At 52.4% G+C, this 20,009-nt stretch carries 12 protein-coding genes and 4 pseudogenes; 8 read left to right on the plus strand and 8 right to left on the minus strand.

What is annotated here, in order from left to right:
- Positions 1 to 77: 77 nt before the first annotated feature.
- Together LU633_RS24295 and LU633_RS24300 are read right to left on the minus strand one after the other, a co-directional pair.
- On the minus strand, positions 78 to 572 hold the full coding sequence (locus LU633_RS24295; protein WP_232426872.1) for a DUF2913 family protein: 495 nt from the start codon (positions 570 to 572) through the stop codon (positions 78 to 80).
- Between the two features lie 299 nt (positions 573 to 871).
- Positions 872 to 1,162, minus strand: a pseudogene (locus LU633_RS24300) (DDE-type integrase/transposase/recombinase); the annotation flags it as partial.
- 108 nt (positions 1,163 to 1,270) lie between these two features.
- Here LU633_RS24300 and LU633_RS24305 point away from each other — a divergent pair.
- The 3 genes and pseudogenes from LU633_RS24305 to LU633_RS24320 all read left to right on the plus strand — a co-directional run.
- Positions 1,271 to 1,540, plus strand: a complete 270-nt coding sequence (locus LU633_RS24305) for a hypothetical protein (protein ID WP_046372134.1) — start codon at positions 1,271 to 1,273, stop codon at positions 1,538 to 1,540.
- 93 nt (positions 1,541 to 1,633) lie between these two features.
- Positions 1,634 to 4,775: pseudogene (locus tag LU633_RS24315) on the plus strand (inverse autotransporter beta domain-containing protein).
- Between the two features lie 419 nt (positions 4,776 to 5,194).
- A pseudogene (locus tag LU633_RS24320) lies at positions 5,195 to 5,594 on the plus strand (transposase); the annotation flags it as partial.
- A 49-nt stretch (positions 5,595 to 5,643) separates the two neighbouring features.
- On the opposite strand, the pseudogene LU633_RS24325 reads toward LU633_RS24320, so the two are convergent.
- Positions 5,644 to 6,699: pseudogene (locus LU633_RS24325) on the minus strand (helix-turn-helix domain-containing protein).
- A 664-nt stretch (positions 6,700 to 7,363) separates the two neighbouring features.
- Here LU633_RS24325 and yihI point away from each other — a divergent pair.
- From yihI to LU633_RS24345, 4 genes are all read left to right on the plus strand, one after another.
- On the plus strand, positions 7,364 to 7,885 hold the full coding sequence (gene yihI / locus LU633_RS24330) for a Der GTPase-activating protein YihI (protein ID WP_016191341.1): 522 nt from the start codon (positions 7,364 to 7,366) through the stop codon (positions 7,883 to 7,885).
- A gap of 263 nt (positions 7,886 to 8,148) precedes the next feature.
- Positions 8,149 to 9,504, plus strand: coding sequence for an oxygen-independent coproporphyrinogen III oxidase (gene hemN, locus LU633_RS24335; RefSeq protein ID WP_016191342.1), 1,356 nt, complete (start codon positions 8,149 to 8,151; stop codon positions 9,502 to 9,504).
- Positions 9,505 to 9,727: 223 nt separating this feature from the next.
- Entirely contained in the window at positions 9,728 to 11,356 is a 1,629-nt protein-coding gene (locus tag LU633_RS24340; protein ID WP_016191343.1) for an ABC transporter substrate-binding protein, read from the plus strand.
- A 143-nt stretch (positions 11,357 to 11,499) separates the two neighbouring features.
- Positions 11,500 to 11,709, plus strand: a complete 210-nt coding sequence (locus tag LU633_RS24345) for a hypothetical protein (RefSeq protein WP_152664230.1) — start codon at positions 11,500 to 11,502, stop codon at positions 11,707 to 11,709.
- Between the two features lie 327 nt (positions 11,710 to 12,036).
- Here LU633_RS24345 and LU633_RS24350 read toward each other — a convergent pair whose 3' ends face one another.
- The 5 genes from LU633_RS24350 to LU633_RS24370 form a co-directional block, all read right to left on the minus strand.
- Positions 12,037 to 12,150, minus strand: a complete 114-nt coding sequence (locus LU633_RS24350) for a YshB family small membrane protein (protein ID WP_152664229.1) — start codon at positions 12,148 to 12,150, stop codon at positions 12,037 to 12,039.
- A 100-nt stretch (positions 12,151 to 12,250) separates the two neighbouring features.
- Positions 12,251 to 13,660, minus strand: a complete 1,410-nt coding sequence (gene glnG / locus LU633_RS24355; RefSeq protein WP_016191344.1) for a nitrogen regulation protein NR(I) — start codon at positions 13,658 to 13,660, stop codon at positions 12,251 to 12,253.
- Positions 13,661 to 13,667: 7 nt separating this feature from the next.
- A complete protein-coding gene (gene glnL, locus LU633_RS24360; protein WP_016191345.1) occupies positions 13,668 to 14,717 on the minus strand; it encodes a nitrogen regulation protein NR(II) in 1,050 nt (349 codons plus the stop codon).
- Between the two features lie 186 nt (positions 14,718 to 14,903).
- Complete coding sequence (gene glnA, locus LU633_RS24365) at positions 14,904 to 16,313, minus strand: glutamate--ammonia ligase (protein ID WP_016191347.1); 1,410 nt, start codon at positions 16,311 to 16,313, stop codon at positions 14,904 to 14,906.
- 362 nt (positions 16,314 to 16,675) lie between these two features.
- The gene (locus LU633_RS24370; RefSeq protein WP_046371900.1) at positions 16,676 to 17,998 is read right to left on the minus strand and encodes an IS4 family transposase; all 1,323 of its coding nucleotides are present in this window, start codon (positions 17,996 to 17,998) and stop codon (positions 16,676 to 16,678) included.
- A 182-nt stretch (positions 17,999 to 18,180) separates the two neighbouring features.
- Between LU633_RS24370 and typA the strand changes: the two genes are divergently transcribed.
- Positions 18,181 to 20,004 (plus strand): ribosome-dependent GTPase TypA, encoded by a 1,824-nt coding sequence (typA, locus tag LU633_RS24375; protein ID WP_016191348.1) that lies wholly within the window; start codon positions 18,181 to 18,183, stop codon positions 20,002 to 20,004.
- Positions 20,005 to 20,009 lie beyond the last annotated feature (5 nt).

Raw genomic sequence — 20,009 nt, forward strand, 5'->3', positions numbered from 1 at the left:
TGATTGTCACCAGTTTCCAGTGATCGTCGTTACTGACGGCCTCCCAGCCACAGCTTTTCAGCAGCGCATTAAGCCCCTCAGGCGCGGCCGCCAATTCTCGCCAGCACCGGTAGCACCTGCGTCCCGTCATCATTAAAACCGATATCCAGCGCGCTTTTCAGCAGACAGATGCTGTTTACCGATGGCGAAGGCTGAATCTGACGTCGACCGCGCCACTCACTGTCGCTGAGGACGTGATACACCCGGTCGTACTGCTTCGCCAGCTCCAGCGCATAGGTCAGGCGAAAAAGGTCGTTCTGCTCGGACAGTTCACCGGTACAGCTCCGCCAGAGATAATCCAGCTTATGGCGCAGTCGCGCACGAACGCCGAGCGTACGGCCCTGATTGAGTATCCAGTCAACATCGGTGGCCACGTCGCATGAAAAGCGGCGCTGTTTTTTCACCTGCGCAAGCCACTGAGTAATAAACAGGTTTTCCTGCGACGCCGACTCCACCAGTCCATCTTCCCGGGCAGTCAGCAGGTCTATAAGAGCACACCTTGCCAGGTGACCCGCTTTTTCCATATTTCTCATTTCATCACCAGCCCGGGTGCTGTACTTCAGCACTGATGTTTGTCATCGAGTTCCACCAGTCGGCTGTTCATCTGATGATCGGGATGTTCCCAGTATATCTCACCCCTGACTGGTGCCAGTTGCAGCGTCAGGTGCCTGGCAACGCTATCGTCCTCACAATCAGCCATCGTCACGCAGGCGCATGATGATTTGTCGAGAGGTTCCAAACTGGCGGGCAACGGCGCTGATGCTTGTACCTGCTTTCAGGGGCACTGCTGCAAAGTTCACGATTAGGTAGCCTTTGGTGTTATTAAAAGATTTTATCTTTCAAAGACTCTACTCACCAGACGCATCTCGCCAAGGGGATCACCACAATAAAATGCTGAGGCCTGGCCTTTGCGTAGTGCATGCATCACCTCAATACCTTTAATTGTGGCGTAAGCCGTCTTCATGGATTTAAATCCTGGCGTGGTGCCGATTATCCTTTTTAGCTTTCCATGATCACATTCAATGATGTTATTCCGGTACTTAATCTGTCGGTGTTCAACGTCATACGGGCATCGGCCTTCACGTTTGAGCAAAGCAAGCGCACGGCCATAGGTGGGCGCTTTAGACGCTTACTATTCAGGCACTCTACAGAAATAATGTCGTTTTCTGACAGAAAATTTTTTTTGATGATGATAGATAAGGGGGTTTTAACAGTCAGTTACGGATCAAGGATGGAACTATATGCCATCTGTCCCCCCACGCCCACCCCATCAAACAATATATCCCGGAGTAGTTCAAATCCGGAAGACCAGGATATCTGGTTTGACGTCATCGACCACGTTGAAATGGAAGAGGCCTGGTTTGAGGAGGCTGAAGCCTTTGACAGCCATGAAGAACATCAGGCTGCCCCGTCATCTTCTGCCGGAGAAGCGGCTGATTCCCGGCTTCAGTTCACGGAATACCCCCGTCGGGGGGACTCTATAATCCAGTTATTTTCCTGAATTAATCATCTCCGGGCTCTGGCTGCCACGATATGCCAGACGGGGAGAAAAAATGATTATTCATCTTTGTATTTAGTGCCGGAATCAATTCAAATGAAACGCTCACACTTTTCGCATCCGCCTGCGGACGCGGCTTTTTCACCGGGGCTGCGCCGTCTGACCTGGCTCAACATCGCCGTACAGGCGGCCTTTGCGCTCGCGATAGCCTTCACCCCGGCGATGGCCGGGGCCGGCGAACAGCATTTCCTGCGGCACCCTGCGCCGCTGTCCGCGCAGCGCACGCAGGCCTACACCTTGGGTGCTGGCGAGACCGCCGCTTCCGTTGCAAAAAAATTCCACCTCACCCTTGACCAGCTGCGCGAACTCAATCAGCTGCGCGCTTTCGCCCACGGGCTGAACGGCCTGCGCCCCGGGGATGACGTCGACGTGCCGCTGATGACGGTAAAGGATAATAAAACCGCGTCAGATGCCACCGCCTCCGACAGGCCTTCTTCCGCTGAAGTGGGCGATGAGCAGGCACTGAAGGTGGCCGGGTATGCCACACAGGCCGGGAGCTTCCTGGCCGGCAGCGCAAAAAGTGATGCTGCAGTGTCCATGGCCCGGGGCATGGCCACCGGCGAAGCCGGGGGGGTACCTTCAGCAGTGGTTGAGCCACTTCGGCACCGCCCGCGTGCAGCTGGGTGCGGATAAAAACTTTTCCCTGAAAAACTCTCAGTTTGACCTGCTGATGCCCCTGTATGACCAGGACGATAACCTGGCATTCACGCAGGGCAGCCTGCACCGTACTGACGGCCGGACCCAGGCCAACCTTGGTGCCGGTCTGCGTCACTTTATGCCCGGCTACATGCTGGGCGGGAACCTGTTCGGGGACTACGACCTGTCCCGGGATCACGCGCGTATGGGGGCCGGTCTGGAGTACTGGCGTGATTTCCTGAAGCTGGGCGTCAACGGCTACTACCGCCTGACGGGCTGGAAGGACTCCCCAGACCTTGCTGACTACCAGGAGCGTCCGGCTAACGGCTGGGACATCCGGGCGCAGGCCTGGGTACCGTCGCTGCCGCAGCTGGGCGGCAGGCTGACGGATGAGCAGTACTACGGGAAGGAAGTAGCCCTGTTCGAGGTGGATAACCGCCAGAAGAACCCGCACGCCATCACCGCCGGGATTAACTATACCCCGGTGCCGCTGATTACCCTAGGTGCGGAGCAGCGTCAGGGCCAGTCAGGCAAAAGCGACTCGCGGCTCAACGTGGACATGAACTACCAGCTCGGGGGGCCGTGGCGTAGTCAAGTTAACCCGGATGCGGTGGCGGCCATGCGAACCCTCACGGGCAGCCGATATGACCTGGTGGAGCGTAACAACAATATCGTGCTGGAATACCGCAAAAAGGACACCATCCGGCTGAAGACGGCAGACCTGGTAACGGGCTACGCCGGGGAGCAGAAATCCCTGGATGTGTCAGTAACCAGTAAATACGGTTTTGAGCGTATCGACTGGGATGCGGCGGCCCTGAACGTGGCCGGCGGTAAAATCGTGCAGAACGGTGCGGATTATGCGGTGGTGCTCCCGGCGTACCAAACTACGACGCAGGCGGTAAACACCTACACCGTCAGCGGCGTTGCGGTGGACACGAAGGGTAACCGCTCTGACCGGAGCGACACCCAGGTGACAGTGCAGGCACCGAAGGTGAACAAACAGACCTCCACGCTCACCCCGGTGAGCAGCGTGCTGCCGGCGGACGGGAAGAGCACGCAGGTGCTGACCCTGACGCTGCGGAACGGGAATAAGCAGCCGGTGGATATTGACGTGAAGGACATCAGTCTGAACAGCCGTGCCCTGAAAAGCGCCACGGTATCGGCGCTGGCGCGAAAATCCACGGGTGTCTACACCGTCACGGTGACGGCGGGCACGGACGTGGAGATAGTGACTCTGACGCCGTCTGTGAGCGGTATCACATTGTCTCCGGCCGGGGTGACCATCAGCAGCGTCACGCCTGATGCAGGACAGTCGCAGTTCTCGGCGAGTCCTGAGACCATTGTGGCTGACAACACGGCCACCTCCACGCTGACGCTGGTTGCGAAGGACGCGCAGGGTAACGCCCTTACGGCGCTGAAGGACAGCCTGACGTTCACGGTAAAAGACAGTGGTGGTAAGACACCGGCCAGCGGCATCATCACCGAAAGCGCCATCGCGGAAAGTAGTGAAAAAGGGGTATATACAGCGACCCTGAAGGGCGTCACGGCAGCCAAATACACAGTGGTGCCGAATTATAATGGGACGGACATGGGCAGCCTGAGCGCTACGGTGACGCTGACGGCGACCACGCCGGACCAGGCGAAGTCGGCCATTAAAACCGATGCCAGCACCTATGTGTCCGGTGCGGACATGGCGGTGACGGTGACGTTGAAGGACGCACAGGGCAATGCGGTTACCGGGGCGACATCCTCGCTGGCGGCGGATGCGGTGACCGTGCAGAACGCGACGCTGAAGAGCGGCAGCAGCTGGAAGGACAACGGTGACGGGACCTACACCAGCACCTACACGGCCACCAACGCGGGTACGGACCTGAAGGCCTTCCTGAAGTTAGGCGGCTGGAGTGCGACACAACAGTCTGAGGCGTATGCCATCACGGCGACCATCGACCTGAAGGATGTTACCGTAAATGGCTACACATTCGCGAAAGACGCTGGATTCCCGACCTCGGGGTTCACAGGCGCAACCTTTACTCTGAATTTAACGACCGGTTCGGCATCGGACTATACCTGGAAATCCGACGCCAGCTGGGTCTCGGTGACGGACGGCGTGGTGAAGTTCACCGGAGCAGGTACGGGCAGTAAGGTGACCATCACCGGTACCCCGGCCAGCGGTCAGGGGAAAATCATTAGGTACAGTTTCACGCTTAAGAGCTGGTTCATAAATAATGGGTCGACCACAATGAACTGGTCCGACGCGAACACGTACTGCTCATCGCGGTCGGGTTACAGCCAGCCGACGGTGGCGCAGATGAACATGTCATCATATTACATCCCAACGAGGGAACGTGGCACGGGTGCTTTGTGGAACGAGTGGGGGAATCTTTCAAATTACAGTAGCGCTGGTTTCAGCGGTACATACAACTGGTCGGCGGAGATGATAGACGACGACACTGCATATCTCGTAGACCTGAAAGAGGGCTCAACGTACTGGAGTAATACAAAGTACGAGTACGGGAGTGCTATATGTCGTCAGGGTTTTTAGTATTTAACCTTTAGTTTTTATTTTTAATTATGGTTTTTATTCTCCCCCGCGTTCCCGCGGGGGAGTCTGAGGAGAATGAATGATGGAGATAAAGGAGAGGCTGGCACTGAGTGCCCGTCCGGGAAAGCTCACGCTTATACGGGAGGGCATGTTCCTGAAATGCTAGCAGCAGTCGTTGTTTTCACTGGTGCATTACGTGTATCGGGATATCAAAGGTAAGCATCTGGTGATATTCATATTTTATTAATTATTTCAACAGGTAATATCAGAGTCTCCTTTAACTGACGAGAGGCATTTACCGATGAAGCAACGATGGTTTATTGAATAGGGTAGCCTGACGGCTGCAAAGAGACTGTAATTTAAATTGTGTACCTGCCTGTTTTTGATATCTTCACTCCGCTAAAGGAGGCAGGCAAATTATGGACGAAAAGAAACTTAAAGCCCTCTCGGCTGAACTGGCTAAGGGACTGAAAACCGAAGCCGAACTTAACCCGTTTTCCCGTATGCTCACCAGGCTCACCGTTGAAACTGCCCTTAATGCTGAACTGACTGACCACACCGGACACGAGAAGAATGCGCCCAAAACAGGCTCCGGTACGCGCAATGGCTACTCTTGCTCAGTGATAATGGTGAGATTGAAATTCAGACCCACATGACCGCGAAAACACTTTTCAGCTGATAAAGAAAAACCAGACGCGGATCACGCAGATGGACAGCCAGATTTTGCCCCTGTACGCCAACGGCATGATTACACGGGAAATTATTGCCACGTTTAACGAGATGTACGACGCTGACGTGTCGCCTACGCTGTGTACCCGCTCAGACCTGATCTGACCGTTACCGGTTATTTATACAGGTGTCTGTCAGATTACATCCGGTTCAGATCCTTTTCTGCACAGACACGTTTTCCATCAGGTAACCTGGCCACTGGCGTTCGCCCGCCGCACATTTTCCCCTGATGAGTCCGCTCATTATTGTCATGCCACAACCCGTTGTCCGGATCCATTTGCAGGCTCTCCCGCTCCCCATATGACTTCTTGCGGAACGTAACCTGATAAAAGTCCTGCAAAATCGTTTTATGGAAGCGCCCGCAGATGCCGTTGGTCTGTGGGGACATCGCCTTCGTTTTTGTATGGGCGATATCGTTGATGGACAGATAAAGCTGGTAATCATGCTGCTCCACCTTACCACAGTACTCCGTTCCCCTGTCGGTCAGTCTTCTCAGCACCGGCAGGCCCTGAGCCTCACAGAACGGCAGTCGGCGGCAGTGTTCGGCGTTTTACTCGTATACCGCTTGCAGTGTGCCACTTTCGGGTACGTATCCACGAACGTCTGCGGGCAGATACGGCCCACACCCTTTCAGATTGCCAGCACAGAAGGTGTCCTGCGACCCGGGATAGCCCGGGTGAGCGGTCTCGATTTCGCCGCTGGCCTCATCATCATGCGCCTTTTTCTCCAGCGCGGCGATTGGGGCACCGGTAAGCACGATACCTTCTCTGGCGAGCTTTTCCTCTGGCGCCTTCAGGCGTTTACGGAAGCTCTCCAGGTCGTGTCGCTGCCATATGGCGCGCACGCCGCTGCCGGAGGTAAACACGCCTTTTTTACGCAGCTCATCACTGGTCCGGTGCTGCCCGGGGGCCGGGAACTCAACGGCATATTCAACAACCGCGCGTTCAGTGGCTTCGTCGGCGCGGTTCGTCAGGTTGGGACCCCGACGGCTCTGGTTAACCAGCGCGTCAATGCCGCCTTCAGCAGCCAGTTCCTGATAACGGTAGAAGGTGTCGCGTGACACGCCCGTGCTCTTGCAGGCTGTTGAGACGTTACCGGGTTATTCGGCGAGATTGAGCAGGCCGGCTTTGTGTTTGATGATGGGATTGTGAGTATGAGGGTGACCTCGTGTTTTGTATAAAAATTCGACACCCATATCAAAACCGGTAACTCTCAATCTTTCAGGGTCCGGTGTCAGATCTCGTCGCGACTAATACAGATAACGTGGGGTTTATTTCAGCTCTGGGGGCTGTTTCCAGTCTGCAAAAAATAGGTCTTCCGCATTTTACTGGAGCATGCTTAGAGTTAATTTTTGTTGAGCAGCTGAAAGTCTGTGCTTCAGACCTCTGTAAAACTGTTTATTACTGCTGCCCACACCATTTTTGATAAGGCCGGACTGATAATCCTTTGTCATTAAACGGCTCAATTATTTTATTGCCGTAAAAGTGATTTTTATTAAAGGGCAGCCAGATAAGCATAACGCCCTTTAACAATGTGGTTTCCAAATTAGTCGCTGCTTTCGGGCTTTCCTGTCTCACGCACTCAGCGTGTTTCTTGTGCCTTTTTCAACAGAGATTTTGCTTTTTTCAGCACGGGTAGCATATTGGAGATTATATTGGGTGATTTTCTGCTCCGGCCCCTTTTGCCATGCTGAATCAATGCTATGATCGGTGTCACGCAGCCCGGTTAATCATCAGGGTTGGTTTGGCGTTATTTCAGAAAGTGCCATTCGGATTGCGTTTCCCCCTTTTGGTAATCAACTTGTAAACCCGTTGATGCCGCATTTTATAGTGAAGATAAAAAGTCTGAGAACAGAAACAATGAATCAACCTGCACGTGCGCCCCACGGCAAAAAACCGGCAACAAAACGTAAAACGCACGATCAAATCAACAGCGAAGCACGCGATCGTAAACGTGAAAAAAGGCAACGTGGCAATACGTCTGGTAGCCGCACAAATCCGGCCGCTGCTGAAAAGAAAAGCAGCCAGGTCGCCAAAGAAAAAGATCCTCGCATTGGTAGCAAAAAACCGATCTACCTTGGCAAGGATGTTCAGCCAGTGAAAAAAATGGCAAAATCAACCAGACCCGAGGTTGAAAAAAAAGTTGCTCATCTGACGCCAGAAGAAGAGCTGGCCGCGCTGGAAAATGATGAGCGTCTGGATGCGTTGTTGGATCGACTGGAAAACGGTGAAACCCTGAAAGCAGAAGATCAGGCCTGGGTCGACCAAACGCTTGATCGCATTGATGTGTTGATGGAAAAGCTGGGCATTGCCCTCGATGATAACGTGGATGATGAAAAAGCGGAAGAAAATATGTACCGCCTGCTGAAAGGTGGGAACTGACGCTGCTGACGGGCAAGCTGATCGGTAACCAACGCAGGGCCTTGCTTACAGCGAGGGTTCTCTGCTGATGAATTGGCTTGGATCAATTTATCTGCTTTTTTTGCTCTGCGGCTTGGTATGGATGCTGGTTAAAATACAGCGTCTGTCCGGGCTGAAAAATCGGCTGCGCAGGACAACCGTTCATCCGTCACCTGACCCGCTTTATCATAACCGACGGTCTAAACCCAGCCTTCGAGGAAGGAGTAAACACTGTGATAAAGAGGATGGAATGGGGTCGGGCGCTGCTCCAGAAATACAATATCTCGGGGCCTCGCTACACTTCATATCCTACTGCACTGGAGTTTCACGAGGATTATGACGAGACGGCATTTGTACAGGCAAGCCAGCGTTATCCTGACAGGCCACTGTCGCTCTACATTCATATCCCATTCTGCCATCGATTATGCTACTTCTGCGGCTGTAACAAACTGGTGACCCGTCAGCGGCACAAAGCAGATGATTATATTGCAGCGCTTGCCGTGGAAATTGCATCCCGCGCCCGGCTGTTTAGTCACCGCATTGTTACCCAAATGCACTGGGGCGGAGGCACGCCGACCTGGCTGAACAAAAGGCAAATTACCCGACTGATCGCTCTGTTACGTCAGCACTTCACCTTTAGTGAAGGGGCGGAGTTATCCATTGAAATTGATCCCAGAGAGATCGAACTGGATATGCTGGATCACCTGTGGGCGGCGGGTTTTAATCGTTTGAGCATGGGGGTACAGGATTTTAACAAGGACGTGCAGAAAAAGGTCAATCGTGTTCAGGATGAAGCGACGATCGTTGATCTTATTGCGCATGCCAAAAGGCTGGGTTTTGTTTCTGTCAATCTGGATCTGATTTATGGATTGCCGATGCAAACGCCGGAAAGTTTTGCGTTGACGCTGAAAAAAGTGATTGCGCAGGTTCCCGACCGACTCAGCGTATTTAACTACGCACATATGCCAAATTTGTTTGCGGCCCAGCGTAAAATCAAAAGTGAAGAATTGCCGGATGCCGGGCAGAAAATGGCTATTTTGCAGCAGTCTGTCGCGACACTTGCACAAGCAGGCTATCAGTTTATCGGTATGGATCATTTCGCCTTGCCCGGTGATGAGCTGGCTATCGCCCAGCGACAGGGGCGGCTACATCGTAATTTTCAGGGCTATACAACTCATGACGCTAACGATCTGCTGGGAATGGGCGTTTCTGCCATTAGCATGATAGGTGACAGCTATGCGCAGAATCACAAAGTCTTAAAAAACTGGTATGCAGAGCTGACACAGCAGCAAACCGCGCTGTGGCGCGGGCTTGAACTGACGCACGATGATTGCCTGCGTCGTGATGTGATTAAGACGTTGATCTGTAACTTCTCGTTAAATTTCGCTGATTATGAAACGGCCACGCGGCGTTTTACCGATTATTTCGCGGAGGATCTGGCCCTGCTGACTCCGTTTATCAGCGATGGGCTGGTGGAATGCGATGAAAAGGGTCTGCGTGTGACGAATAAGGGGCGGATGCTGGTGCGCAATATCTGCATGTGTTTTGATCTCTATCTGCGTGAGCATGTCCGTATTCAGCAGTTCTCGCGGGTGATCTGAGCATCAGCGGATACAGAAAAGCTTAAATAATCCACGGATTTCATCTCTCCTGATATGCACCTGATTGAAGCAGGCGTGGCACCAAAATGGTCTTTTCAGCACCATCCTTTTCTTCAAATCCTGTATCGCGTGGTGTGTTTCCCTCTGGCGCATCATTTGCATTGTTTTCCTCCGGTGACGTCTTACTGCGCTTAATGCCTTATTTACCTTAAAAGGAAACGCCATGAAAACAACGAATATGGGAGTATCTTTTCGGACTGCAACCTGCCTGCTGGTGGTGTTGCAGATAAGCGTTGAAGCGGATGCGGCCAGGGTGCCAACTGGTACAGCTCTGGCACCTGTGCAGGAAATCGTCAGAGGGAATGGCACGGAGCCGGCAACGCTGGATGTTCAACGTGCGGAGAGCAACGAAGCGTTCAATATTATCAACGATCTGTTTGAAGGCCTGGTCAGTATCGATGCTGGTGGGCAACCCAGGCCTGCGTTGGCGGCGTCCTGGGAAACCTCAGATAATGTGACCTGGACTTTTCATCTGCGTTCTGGTTTGACCTGGTCCGATGGCAGCCCGTTGACCGCTCGGGACGTGGTCTTCAGCTGGCGGCGGCTGGCGGATCCAAAAACGGCGTCGCCTTACGCTTCTTTTGCTGATTATGCCCACATCAAAAATGCCGTCCAGGTTATGCAAGGAAAACTGGCACCTGACCAATTAGGTATCACTGCCCCGGACGACCGCACGGTAAAGGTTACCCTCGAACAGCCCGTTTCCTATTTTCTTCAGTTTGTCGCACATCCTTCTTTATTTCCGGTCAGTGAACATAACCTTGAACAATATGGTGACAGCTGGACAAGGCCCGGGCACATGGTCAGCAGCGGACCTTACAAACTGGAACAGTGGGTAGTCAATGAGAAGATTGTGGTGAGCCGTAATGGCCGCTACTGGAATAATGCTGACACGGTGATCAACAAGGCGACCTATTTACCACTGAGTGACAGTACGGCCGAATTGAATCGCTATCTTGCGGGCGAAATTAATCTTACCGACACAATCAGCGCCATTGATTTTCCGCGAATGAAAAAAGAAAGACCGTCGGAGGTTAAAGTCTCACCGATACTCGGCGTGTTTTATTATGAGATTAACAACCGTCGTGCGCCCTTCAACGATGCCCGCGTACGTCAGGCGTTGGATCTGGCTCTTGATAAAGGCGTCATTGCGAACAAAGTACTTGGCAAAGGACAGCAACCGGCATGGACGGTTTTACCGCTTTCCATGGGCGAGACAGCCCTGACACCACCTGAGTGGGCAACCTGGACACAGGAAAAAAGAGTGGCTAAAGCACAGGCATTATTGCAGGCGGCGGGTTATTCGTCTTCACATCCTTTGCAATTCAGTCTGCTTTACAATGCGTCTGAGGACAATCGACGGCTGGCTATTGCGGCTGCGTCAATGTGGAAAAAAACGCTTGGTGCTCAGGTTAACCTGCAAAATCAGGAGTGGAAGACCTTGCTGGATACCATGCACCAGGGACAGTTTGATATGGTGCGCTACTTATGGGCAGGGGATTACAACGAGCCGTCCACCTTCCTGAACACCTTCCGCAGCGGAGACAGTCAGAATACGGCTTTTTACCGCAGTCCCGCCTTTGATGCTGCCGTTAAGGCCGCGGGGCTGGCTTCCACGTCAAAAGAAGCAGCGAAATATTATCAGCAGGCCAGTAATATCATCTCCAGCGATGCTCCCGTTATACCGGTATTTTACAGCGTACAAAATCGGATGGTTAAACCTCAGGTTGGAGGATATGCCCCGTCCACTCTGGGTTTTTATTACATGAAGGATCTCTATCTGCGTAAGTAAATTTACGGAGCGGGTTGATGATGGGTAGCCAGCATGGATAAAGCGATGTTGAGCGCGACAATATCGCTTTCCATGCTGACGTAAACCCCACGCGAAACCGCGTCTGGTCGGTCGGAACGTCCCGCGTTTTGAGGAATTGTGCCGTGGCGACACTGGCACGTTTAGCGCTATTGGGCCTCTCCTCATCAATCTCCAATAAAAACTTCATAAAATCATTATTCATCAAATTATTAAGAAAGCGTGTGAAGGATGTTTTTATAAAATCCTGCGACGTCGCGGAAAATTCATGCCGATCAACCGGCTGCGATCCGGGTGTGGCAAGGCCGGGCATCCGTGAAGTTTCTCAGGGGTAATGGGATTCATTGGCGCATCAGGTGGAAGAGGGATTTTGCTGCAAGCCTGGTTAAAAATAACAGCGCAGCTGTCTGTCCTGTATTGTAGCCTGTTGCAAGTTTGTGCAATTACCTGGCATGTTTCGCGGGGCGCGGGTGGCGGTCACCCCACTGAATTTTGTTCTGTTAGCCCTGTGCATTTTTACTCTGTAGTGATGTACGCAGGTCGTTTCCTTCCGGGAGTAAACGCAGTCGCTGAGGAGGAGATAACAGAGAAGATGTGCTTTTTGTTACGGCGTTGATAATACATGGGAGTCGATCACAGGCCGGGCAATGCCCGGCCCTGGATCAGTGAAATAAATTTAGCATTAGCGCACACATAATTGCTGCCATCGCGGTTTGCGGGGTATGCGCACCAGTTTCTGCGGTTTGCGTAACGAAATGAATAATTGATTCCAGCATAATATACCTCCCAATATTCTGCGCAAAATGATACCTGGCAACATCCGCGTGTAAAGCGTGTTGAGTATCAAAACTGTGCAGTCAGGAAAAATTTATCGGTTCATTCCATACCCAATTCTTTCAGCTTGCGGGTCAGCGTATTGCGTCCCCACCCCAGCAGACGTGCAGCTTCCTGTTTATGGCCCTGAGTGTGGCGTAATGCTGTGGTAAGTAGCGTACGTTCCATTTCTGGCTGCGTCTCTGAAAGCAGGTTTTCATGGCCGGAGCGAAGCGCGTGATCGGCCCACTGCGCCAGCAGCGTCGCCCAGCTATCGGGTAATGAGTGGCCAGGCGTTTCCTGTGTGGCCGCCTCAAACAATTCCCCCGGCAGATCCTGTATCAACACTTCCTGACCGGCGGCCATAACGATGAGCCAGCGGCAGGTATTTTCCAACTGACGCACGTTGCCTGACCAGCGAAGACGCGTCAGCGCAGTTTCTGTTTCCGGGTGCAGGATTTTTGCTTCAACGCCCAGCTCACGTGCAGCAACCTGCAGGAAATAACGAGCCAAACGAGGAATATCTTCGCGGCGCTCACGGAGGGGGGGCAAATGCACACGGATTACATTTAAGCGATGGAACAGGTCCTCACGGAATTTCCCCTCCTGAACACGCAGCTCCAGATTCTGGTGAGTAGCGGCGATAATGCGCACATCCACCTTGACGGGCGCATAGCCTCCAACCCGATAGAACTGCCCGTCGGCCAGAACGCGCAGTAAACGCGTTTGTACATCCAGCGGCATATCCCCAATTTCATCAAGGAACAACGTGCCGCCGTCTGCCTGCTCGAAACGCCCCTGTCGTATCTGATTTGCGCCGGTGAATGCCCCTTTTTCATGGCCAAACAGTTCGGATTCAATCAAATCTTTGGGTATCGCTGCCATATTTAACGCAATAAACGGCGCTTTGGCGCGTGGACTGTGGCGATGCAGGGCATGAGCAACTAATTCCTTACCCGTTCCCGACTCGCCATTAATCAATACGCTGATCGAGGAACGGGAAAGGCGGCCAATAATGCGAAACACATCCTGCATCGCTGGCGCTTCACCAATAATGTCGGTGGTGGGGCCACTGACCGGCTGATTGCGTGGCTGCTGTTGTTCCCGATAGTGACTGATCGCACGTTCAACCAGCGCAACGGCCTCATCAATATCAAAAGGCTTGGGCAGATAATCAAAGGCACCCTGCTGATAGGCGCTCACCGCCGCATCCAGATCAGAGTGAGCAGTCATAATGATCACCGGAAGCATGGGATGACGCTGTTTGATTTGCTTAAGTAGCACCAGTCCGTCCATTCCTGGCATGCGAATGTCTGAAAGTAAAACGTCTGGGGTTTTGGTTGCAAGGGCATCAAGCACCTCGTTCCCGCTGTCAAAAGTGGCACAGCTTAAACCGGCTCCAGTTAGCGCACGTTCAAGCACCCAGCGGATGGAATTATCGTCATCGACGATCCAAACTATCCCTCGTTGCATAGAAACCTCACTGGCGAATAGGCAGATAAACCGAAAATTCAGTGTGGCCGGGCCAACTGCTGAATTCTATTTTTCCCGAATGCTGATCGATCAGGTTGCGGGCGATGGAAAGGCCCAGTCCGGTCCCGCCTTCCCGGCCGCTGACCATTGGATAAAACAGCGTATCCTGTAATTGTGCCGGGATACCGGGACCATTATCTTCAACATCAATGCGCGCAACCAAACGGTAACGCATTCCATGCAGCGTCAACTGGAACGCTGTGCGGGTACGAAGCGTAATACTGCCGCCTTCTTCACCCAGCGCCTGAAGCGCATTACGAACAACGTTGAGCAGGACCTGCTCGATTTGTTCCGGATCGTGTGGCAGCTCAGGCAGACTCGGGTCGTAATCGCGAACCAGCGTGACATTATCGGGCAGCTCCATTGACACGAGATTGACCACGCGTTCGGCGACCTGATGGATACTTTGCGTAATGTGCATGCCGGGCTGTTGTGGGCCCAGCAGGCGATCAACCAGATTACGCAGGCGATCGGCCTGCTCAATGATCACCCTGGTATACTCGGTTAACGATGGATCGGGGAGTGCTTTCGCCAGTAACTGGGCGGCTCCGCGTAACCCTCCCAGCGGATTTTTAATTTCATGTGCCAGTCCCCGTACAAGATCCCGGGCTGCCGCCTGCTGGGTATGTTGAATCTGTTCCTGGCTGAGACGACGCTGATTATCCATCGGCGCCATTTCAAGCAGGATTAAGCCGTCCGGCAGGCGCTGTGCGGTTAACGACATAATATGCGCACGACTGTCGACCACTAAGGTGACTTCACTGTCGGTGAAACCTTGGCCTGCGTTGAGGCTCTCGCGCATCACGTCAATATTTAACGAAAAATATCCCATCAGTTCCGGGAGCGGGGTACCGAAAAGCTTGCGGGAGCTTTGCGCTAACAGCTGCTGTGCCGCTGGATTGGCGTAGTGCACAACCAGTTCACTGTCGATCAACAATATACTGTTAATGAGAGAGTTGAGAATCTGCCCAGCATCGGGCAGCGTGCCTGTTGCCATACAGCTTTCTCCTGCACTTTTTTGGTGCATTATAGTCTTCTGCCCAGAAATCGTTATCCTGGACGATGAAGCTGTGGTGAAAAAAACCCATCCGAAGATGGGCGAAATTTCCACGGCCACGATAGTTGGCGAAGCGTATGTCAGCCGACCCTTGTGGCAAGCTTTCTGCCAGACTTACAACGGCGATTAAACACTGTAGTACAGCTCGAACTCAACAGGATGTGGCGTCATACGAACGCGATCCAGTTCGGTTTTACGCAGTTCGATGTAGGCATCAATGGTGTCATCAGTGAATACGCCGCCGCGGGTCAGGAACTCGCGATCTTCGTTCAGTGCATTCAGTGCTTCTTCCAGTGAACCTGCCACTTTTGGAATCTCCGCTTCTTCTTCAGGAGGCAGGTCGTACAGGTTTTTGTCCATCGCGTCGCCAGGATGGATTTTGTTGATGATGCCGTCCAGGCCAGCCATCAGAAGGGCAGAGAAGCACAGGTAAGGGTTAGCGGCCGGATCGGGGAAGCGTGCTTCGATACGACGTGCTTTCGGGCTGGCAACCACTGGGATACGGATTGAAGCAGAGCGGTTACGCGCAGAATACGCCAGCATAACAGGTGCTTCATAACCTGGAACCAGACGCTTATAAGAGTTGGTGGTTGGGTTAGACAGCGCGTTGATCGCTTTAGCGTGTTTAATAACACCGCCAATATAGAACAGCGCGGTTTCAGACAGGCCGCCGTACTTGTCACCAGAGAACAGATTGTTGCCGTCTTTAGAAAGGGACATGTGGCAGTGCATACCGGAACCATTATCACCAAAAATAGGTTTTGGCATAAAGGTTGCGGTTTTGCCGTAAGCGTGGGCGATGTTGTGCACAACGTACTTGTAGATCTGAATTTCGTCGGCTTTTTTGGTCATGGTGTTGAAGCGGGTCGCCACTTCGTTCTGACCTGCGGTCGCCACTTCATGGTGGTGAGCTTCAACGACAAGGCCCATTTGCTCCATGGTAAGACACATAGCAGAACGGATGTCCTGTGAAGAGTCGACCGGAGGAACCGGGAAGTAGCCGCCTTTCAGACCGGGGCGGTGGCCTTTGTTGCCACCTTCATATTCTTTACCCGTGTTCCAGGCAGCTTCAATATCGTCGATAGCAACATGGGAACCCGACGTGGTTGCACCGAAACGTACGTCGTCAAACAGGAAAAACTCAGGTTCTGGTCCAAACAGCACGGTGTCGGCGATACCGGAAGAGCGCAGGAAGTCTTCAGCACGTTTAGCAATTGAACGCGGGTCACGGTCATAGCCTTGCATGGTGCCTGGCTCAAGAATGTCACAGCGGATAATCAGCGTAGCATCTTCAAAGAAAGGATCGATAACGGCGGTGCTGGCATCTGGCATCAGGACCATATCGGATTCGTTAATGCCTTTCCAGCCACCAATCGAAGAGCCATCAAACATTTTGCCCTCTTCGAAAAAGTCAGCGTTCACCTGATGAGCGGGGATAGTGACGTGCTGCTCTTTGCCCTTGGTATCGGTAAAACGCAGATCAACAAATTTAACTTCGTGCTCGTTCATCATCGACAGAACGTGTTCAGCGGACATACTTAACTCTCCTGGATTATGTCATTTTCGTCGTGGCCAGAGCTCGCTACGGCTCACATTTTTGCCCCTTAAGGCACAGTTATCCGATAGAAAGAACACTGACAAGCTACCAACTTTAAATACGGAAACCGATATCTTTTGCTTACTTAAATTAAAGCGAAATTTATGCCAACTTTCTTAAATATGCTGAAAAAGCGGTATGATGCGCACTCTGGTAAACCGGAGCCTGCACCATGATGGATTTTTAGCACCGTAATGGTGCTATTAAGTATACTTATCGCACCATTACGGTGCATTTTGTGACCAGTGCGATTGTATTGCACTGTAAATGGCTAAAAAAGCAACCTGACAGTTAATGCTGGTCACTTAAGGTGACCAGCAACCTTTTTATCCGGATATTTCCTGCTCTTTACCCTCAACTCTCTCGGGTAACTTCGCTCTCTTCTACCCGGTAACACAAGCCATTTCGCCTGTTCATACAGGGTTCTCAGTTCTCCCGGCATTTTTCCCGGCGAAGCCCAGGGCAGGGTTATCAGCATCCGGATTATTTCGCTTATCGCTCCACTGAAGCTCAGCTGGTAAGGCAGGTAATCTCCTTTCAGATGGAACGCCATCTGCACCATCTGATATCGCACCAGGTTATAAGCCAGCAGTACCCCCCATAGCTCCTGTCTCACCAGCTCCGGCAGGCGACTGCGTAATGTCCACCGGCTGTCCAGCATACCCTGCTTTGCTTCCCGGTAGCCCAGTTCTGTTTCCCAGCGGTGGCGATATAGCTCGCTGATATCTTTACCCGGATAGCGATTCGGGTCTGTCAGTGACGTCAGCACCTGCCTCTCTTTACCGTCTACCCTGCGGGTCAGCAGTCTTGCCACCATTTCTTCCGGGACCCCTGGCCATTGCTTCCTGGCTCGTGGACTGGTTTTCAGGCATATCAGTTCATCTCCACGCCCCAAACGGCGAACCACCTGATACTGTACGTGTTTTTTCAACGGCAACAACCAGTGACGGTGTTCTCCTGCTGTCTGCCAGTGATGAAGCAGACCCATCGAATAAAATCCCTTATCGAACAGGGTGATACTGTTATTCGGGGTTTTCTCCGTCAGGTGCTCAGCCAGCCGCATTTCACTGACTTTTTCACTGTCGAATGCACTGGCGGCGATCAGATGGCTGCTCAGCTCCATCAGACAAACCATTCGCACCTGAGGATAGCCGCCTTCGCCGTACTGGCTGCTGTGTTTACTGAAGACGGCTCTGTTTTCCGGCGTATCGGCGGTACGCCAGACCACGCCGTCGACAGCAAACAGATTCAGACCGTGCCATTTTGGATGTGCAGCCTGCTGATTCCAGTGCTGCTGTGTGATATCAAAAAGCTCCCGCACTGCATTTTCACCCAGAGTCTTACGGCGCTGAATGACAGCGCTGCGTGCGGTAAAAGGAGCTCCGGTCCGGTCAGTAATATCCATCAGATTGACGATTTCGGTCATCGGACGATCGCAAAAAATGGACATCCCAACGACAAGCCAAATCATGGATTCGAGGGAAAGTTTACGTTTACGCAAAGTAACGGTATCGGTCAGGGTGAGCGCCTGCTGAATAAGCTCGGGAGGAATAAGGTCGGCGAGACTACGGGCGCGCTCAGGAGTGGCGGCATTGATGATGCCGAGGGCCTGGGAAAGTTCCATTTAAAAAGGGTTCCATGATGAACATAGAACCCTTTTTACCGCATAAACCGGATCGGTCAACCGATCCTTAAATGATCGGCATTAACCTGACAGTAATCTTTAATTGATATTTGTGATCCTGTTCAGTCCTTCGATTAACCCGTGTACAATAGTGCGCTATTTCTAATGCCTGAGGCAAAGCTGTGATCGAAAATTTGCGTAACATCGCCATTATTGCCCACGTTGACCACGGTAAAACTACCCTGGTTGATAAGTTACTCCAGCAGTCCGGGACCTTTGACGCCCGTGCTGAAACAACTGAACGCGTAATGGACTCCAACGATTTGGAGAAAGAGCGTGGGATTACCATCCTCGCAAAAAACACCGCCATTAAATGGAAAGACTATCGCATCAATATCGTTGATACCCCAGGACACGCCGACTTCGGTGGTGAGGTTGAACGTGTGATGTCAATGGTTGACTCGGTGCTGCTGGTTGTGGATGCAATGGATGGCCCAATGCCGCAAACCCGTTTCGTGACCAAAAAAGCATTTGCTAATGGCTTGAGGCCGATCGTGGTTATCAACAAAGTTGACCGCCCGGGCGCTCGCCCTGACTGGGTCGTGGATCAAGTGTTTGATCTGTTCGTTAACCTGGATGCAACCGACGATCAGCTCGATTTTCCGGTTATTTATGCCTCTGCGCTGAATGGTATTGCTGGTCTTGAACATACCGATATGGCAGAAGATATGACCCCGCTGTACGAAGCCATCGTGAAGCACGTTTCTCCTCCGCAGGTTGAGGCTGCTGCACCGTTCCAGATGCAGATATCCCAGCTGGATTACAACAACTATGTTGGTGTAATCGGCATTGGCCGCATTAAGCGTGGTAAAGTGAAGCCAAACCAGCAGGTCACTATCGTTGATAGCGAAGGGAAAATCCGCAATGGTAAAGTGGGTAAAGTCCTGACTCACCTTGGTCTGGAGCGTATTGATGCGACCGAGGCGGAAGCGGGCGATATCATCGCCATTACCGGTCTGGGCGAGCTGAATATCTCTGACACCATCTGCGATCCTCAGAATGTGCAGGCGCTGCCAGCACTGAGCGTTGATGAACCCACTGTTACTATGTTCTTTAACGTCAACACCTCTCCTTTCTGCGGTAAAGAAGGAAAGTTTGTAACCTCACGTCAGATCCTTGATCGTCTGAATAAAGAGCTGGTGCACAACGTGGCGCTGCGTGTTGAAGAAACTGCCGATGCTGATGCCTTCCGCGTTTCTGGCCGTGGTGAGCTGCACCTGTCGGTTCTAATCGAAAACATGCGCCGTGAAGGTTTCGAACTGGCGGTATCCCGTCCAAAAGTTATTTTCCGCGAATTCGAAGGCCGTAAACAGGAGCCTTTCGAAAACGTCACCCTAGATATTGAAGAACAGCATCAGGGTGCCGTGATGCAGGCGATGGGTGAACGTAAAGCCGACATGAAAAACATGAACCCGGATGGTAAAGGCCGTGTGCGTCTGGATTATGTTATTCCAAGCCGTGGTCTGATTGGCTTCCGTAACGAATTCATGACCATGACTTCCGGTACGGGTCTGCTGTACTCCACCTTCAGCCACTACGATGATATTCGTCCGGGTGACGTGGGCCAGCGCCAGAACGGCGTGCTGATCTCTAACGGTCAGGGTAAAGCGGTGGCGTTTGCCCTCTTTGGTTTGCAGGATCGCGGTAAGCTGTTCCTGGGACACGGTGCAGAGGTCTATGAAGGTCAGATTATTGGTATTCATAGTCGTTCTAACGACCTGACGGTCAACTGCCTGACTGGTAAAAAGCTGACCAACATGCGTGCTTCTGGTACGGATGAGGCCACCACCCTGGTGCCGGCCATTAAAATGACGCTTGAGCAGGCGATTGAATTTATTGATGATGACGAACTGGTGGAAGTTACCCCACTTTCTGTCCGTATCCGTAAACGTCACCTGACTGAAAATGATCGTAAACGCGCAATGCGCGGCAGCAAAGATTTTTAATCGCG

The organism is Erwinia tracheiphila, from assembly GCF_021365465.1.
In the GTDB taxonomy this organism is placed as follows: Bacteria; Pseudomonadota; Gammaproteobacteria; order Enterobacterales; family Enterobacteriaceae; genus Erwinia; species Erwinia tracheiphila.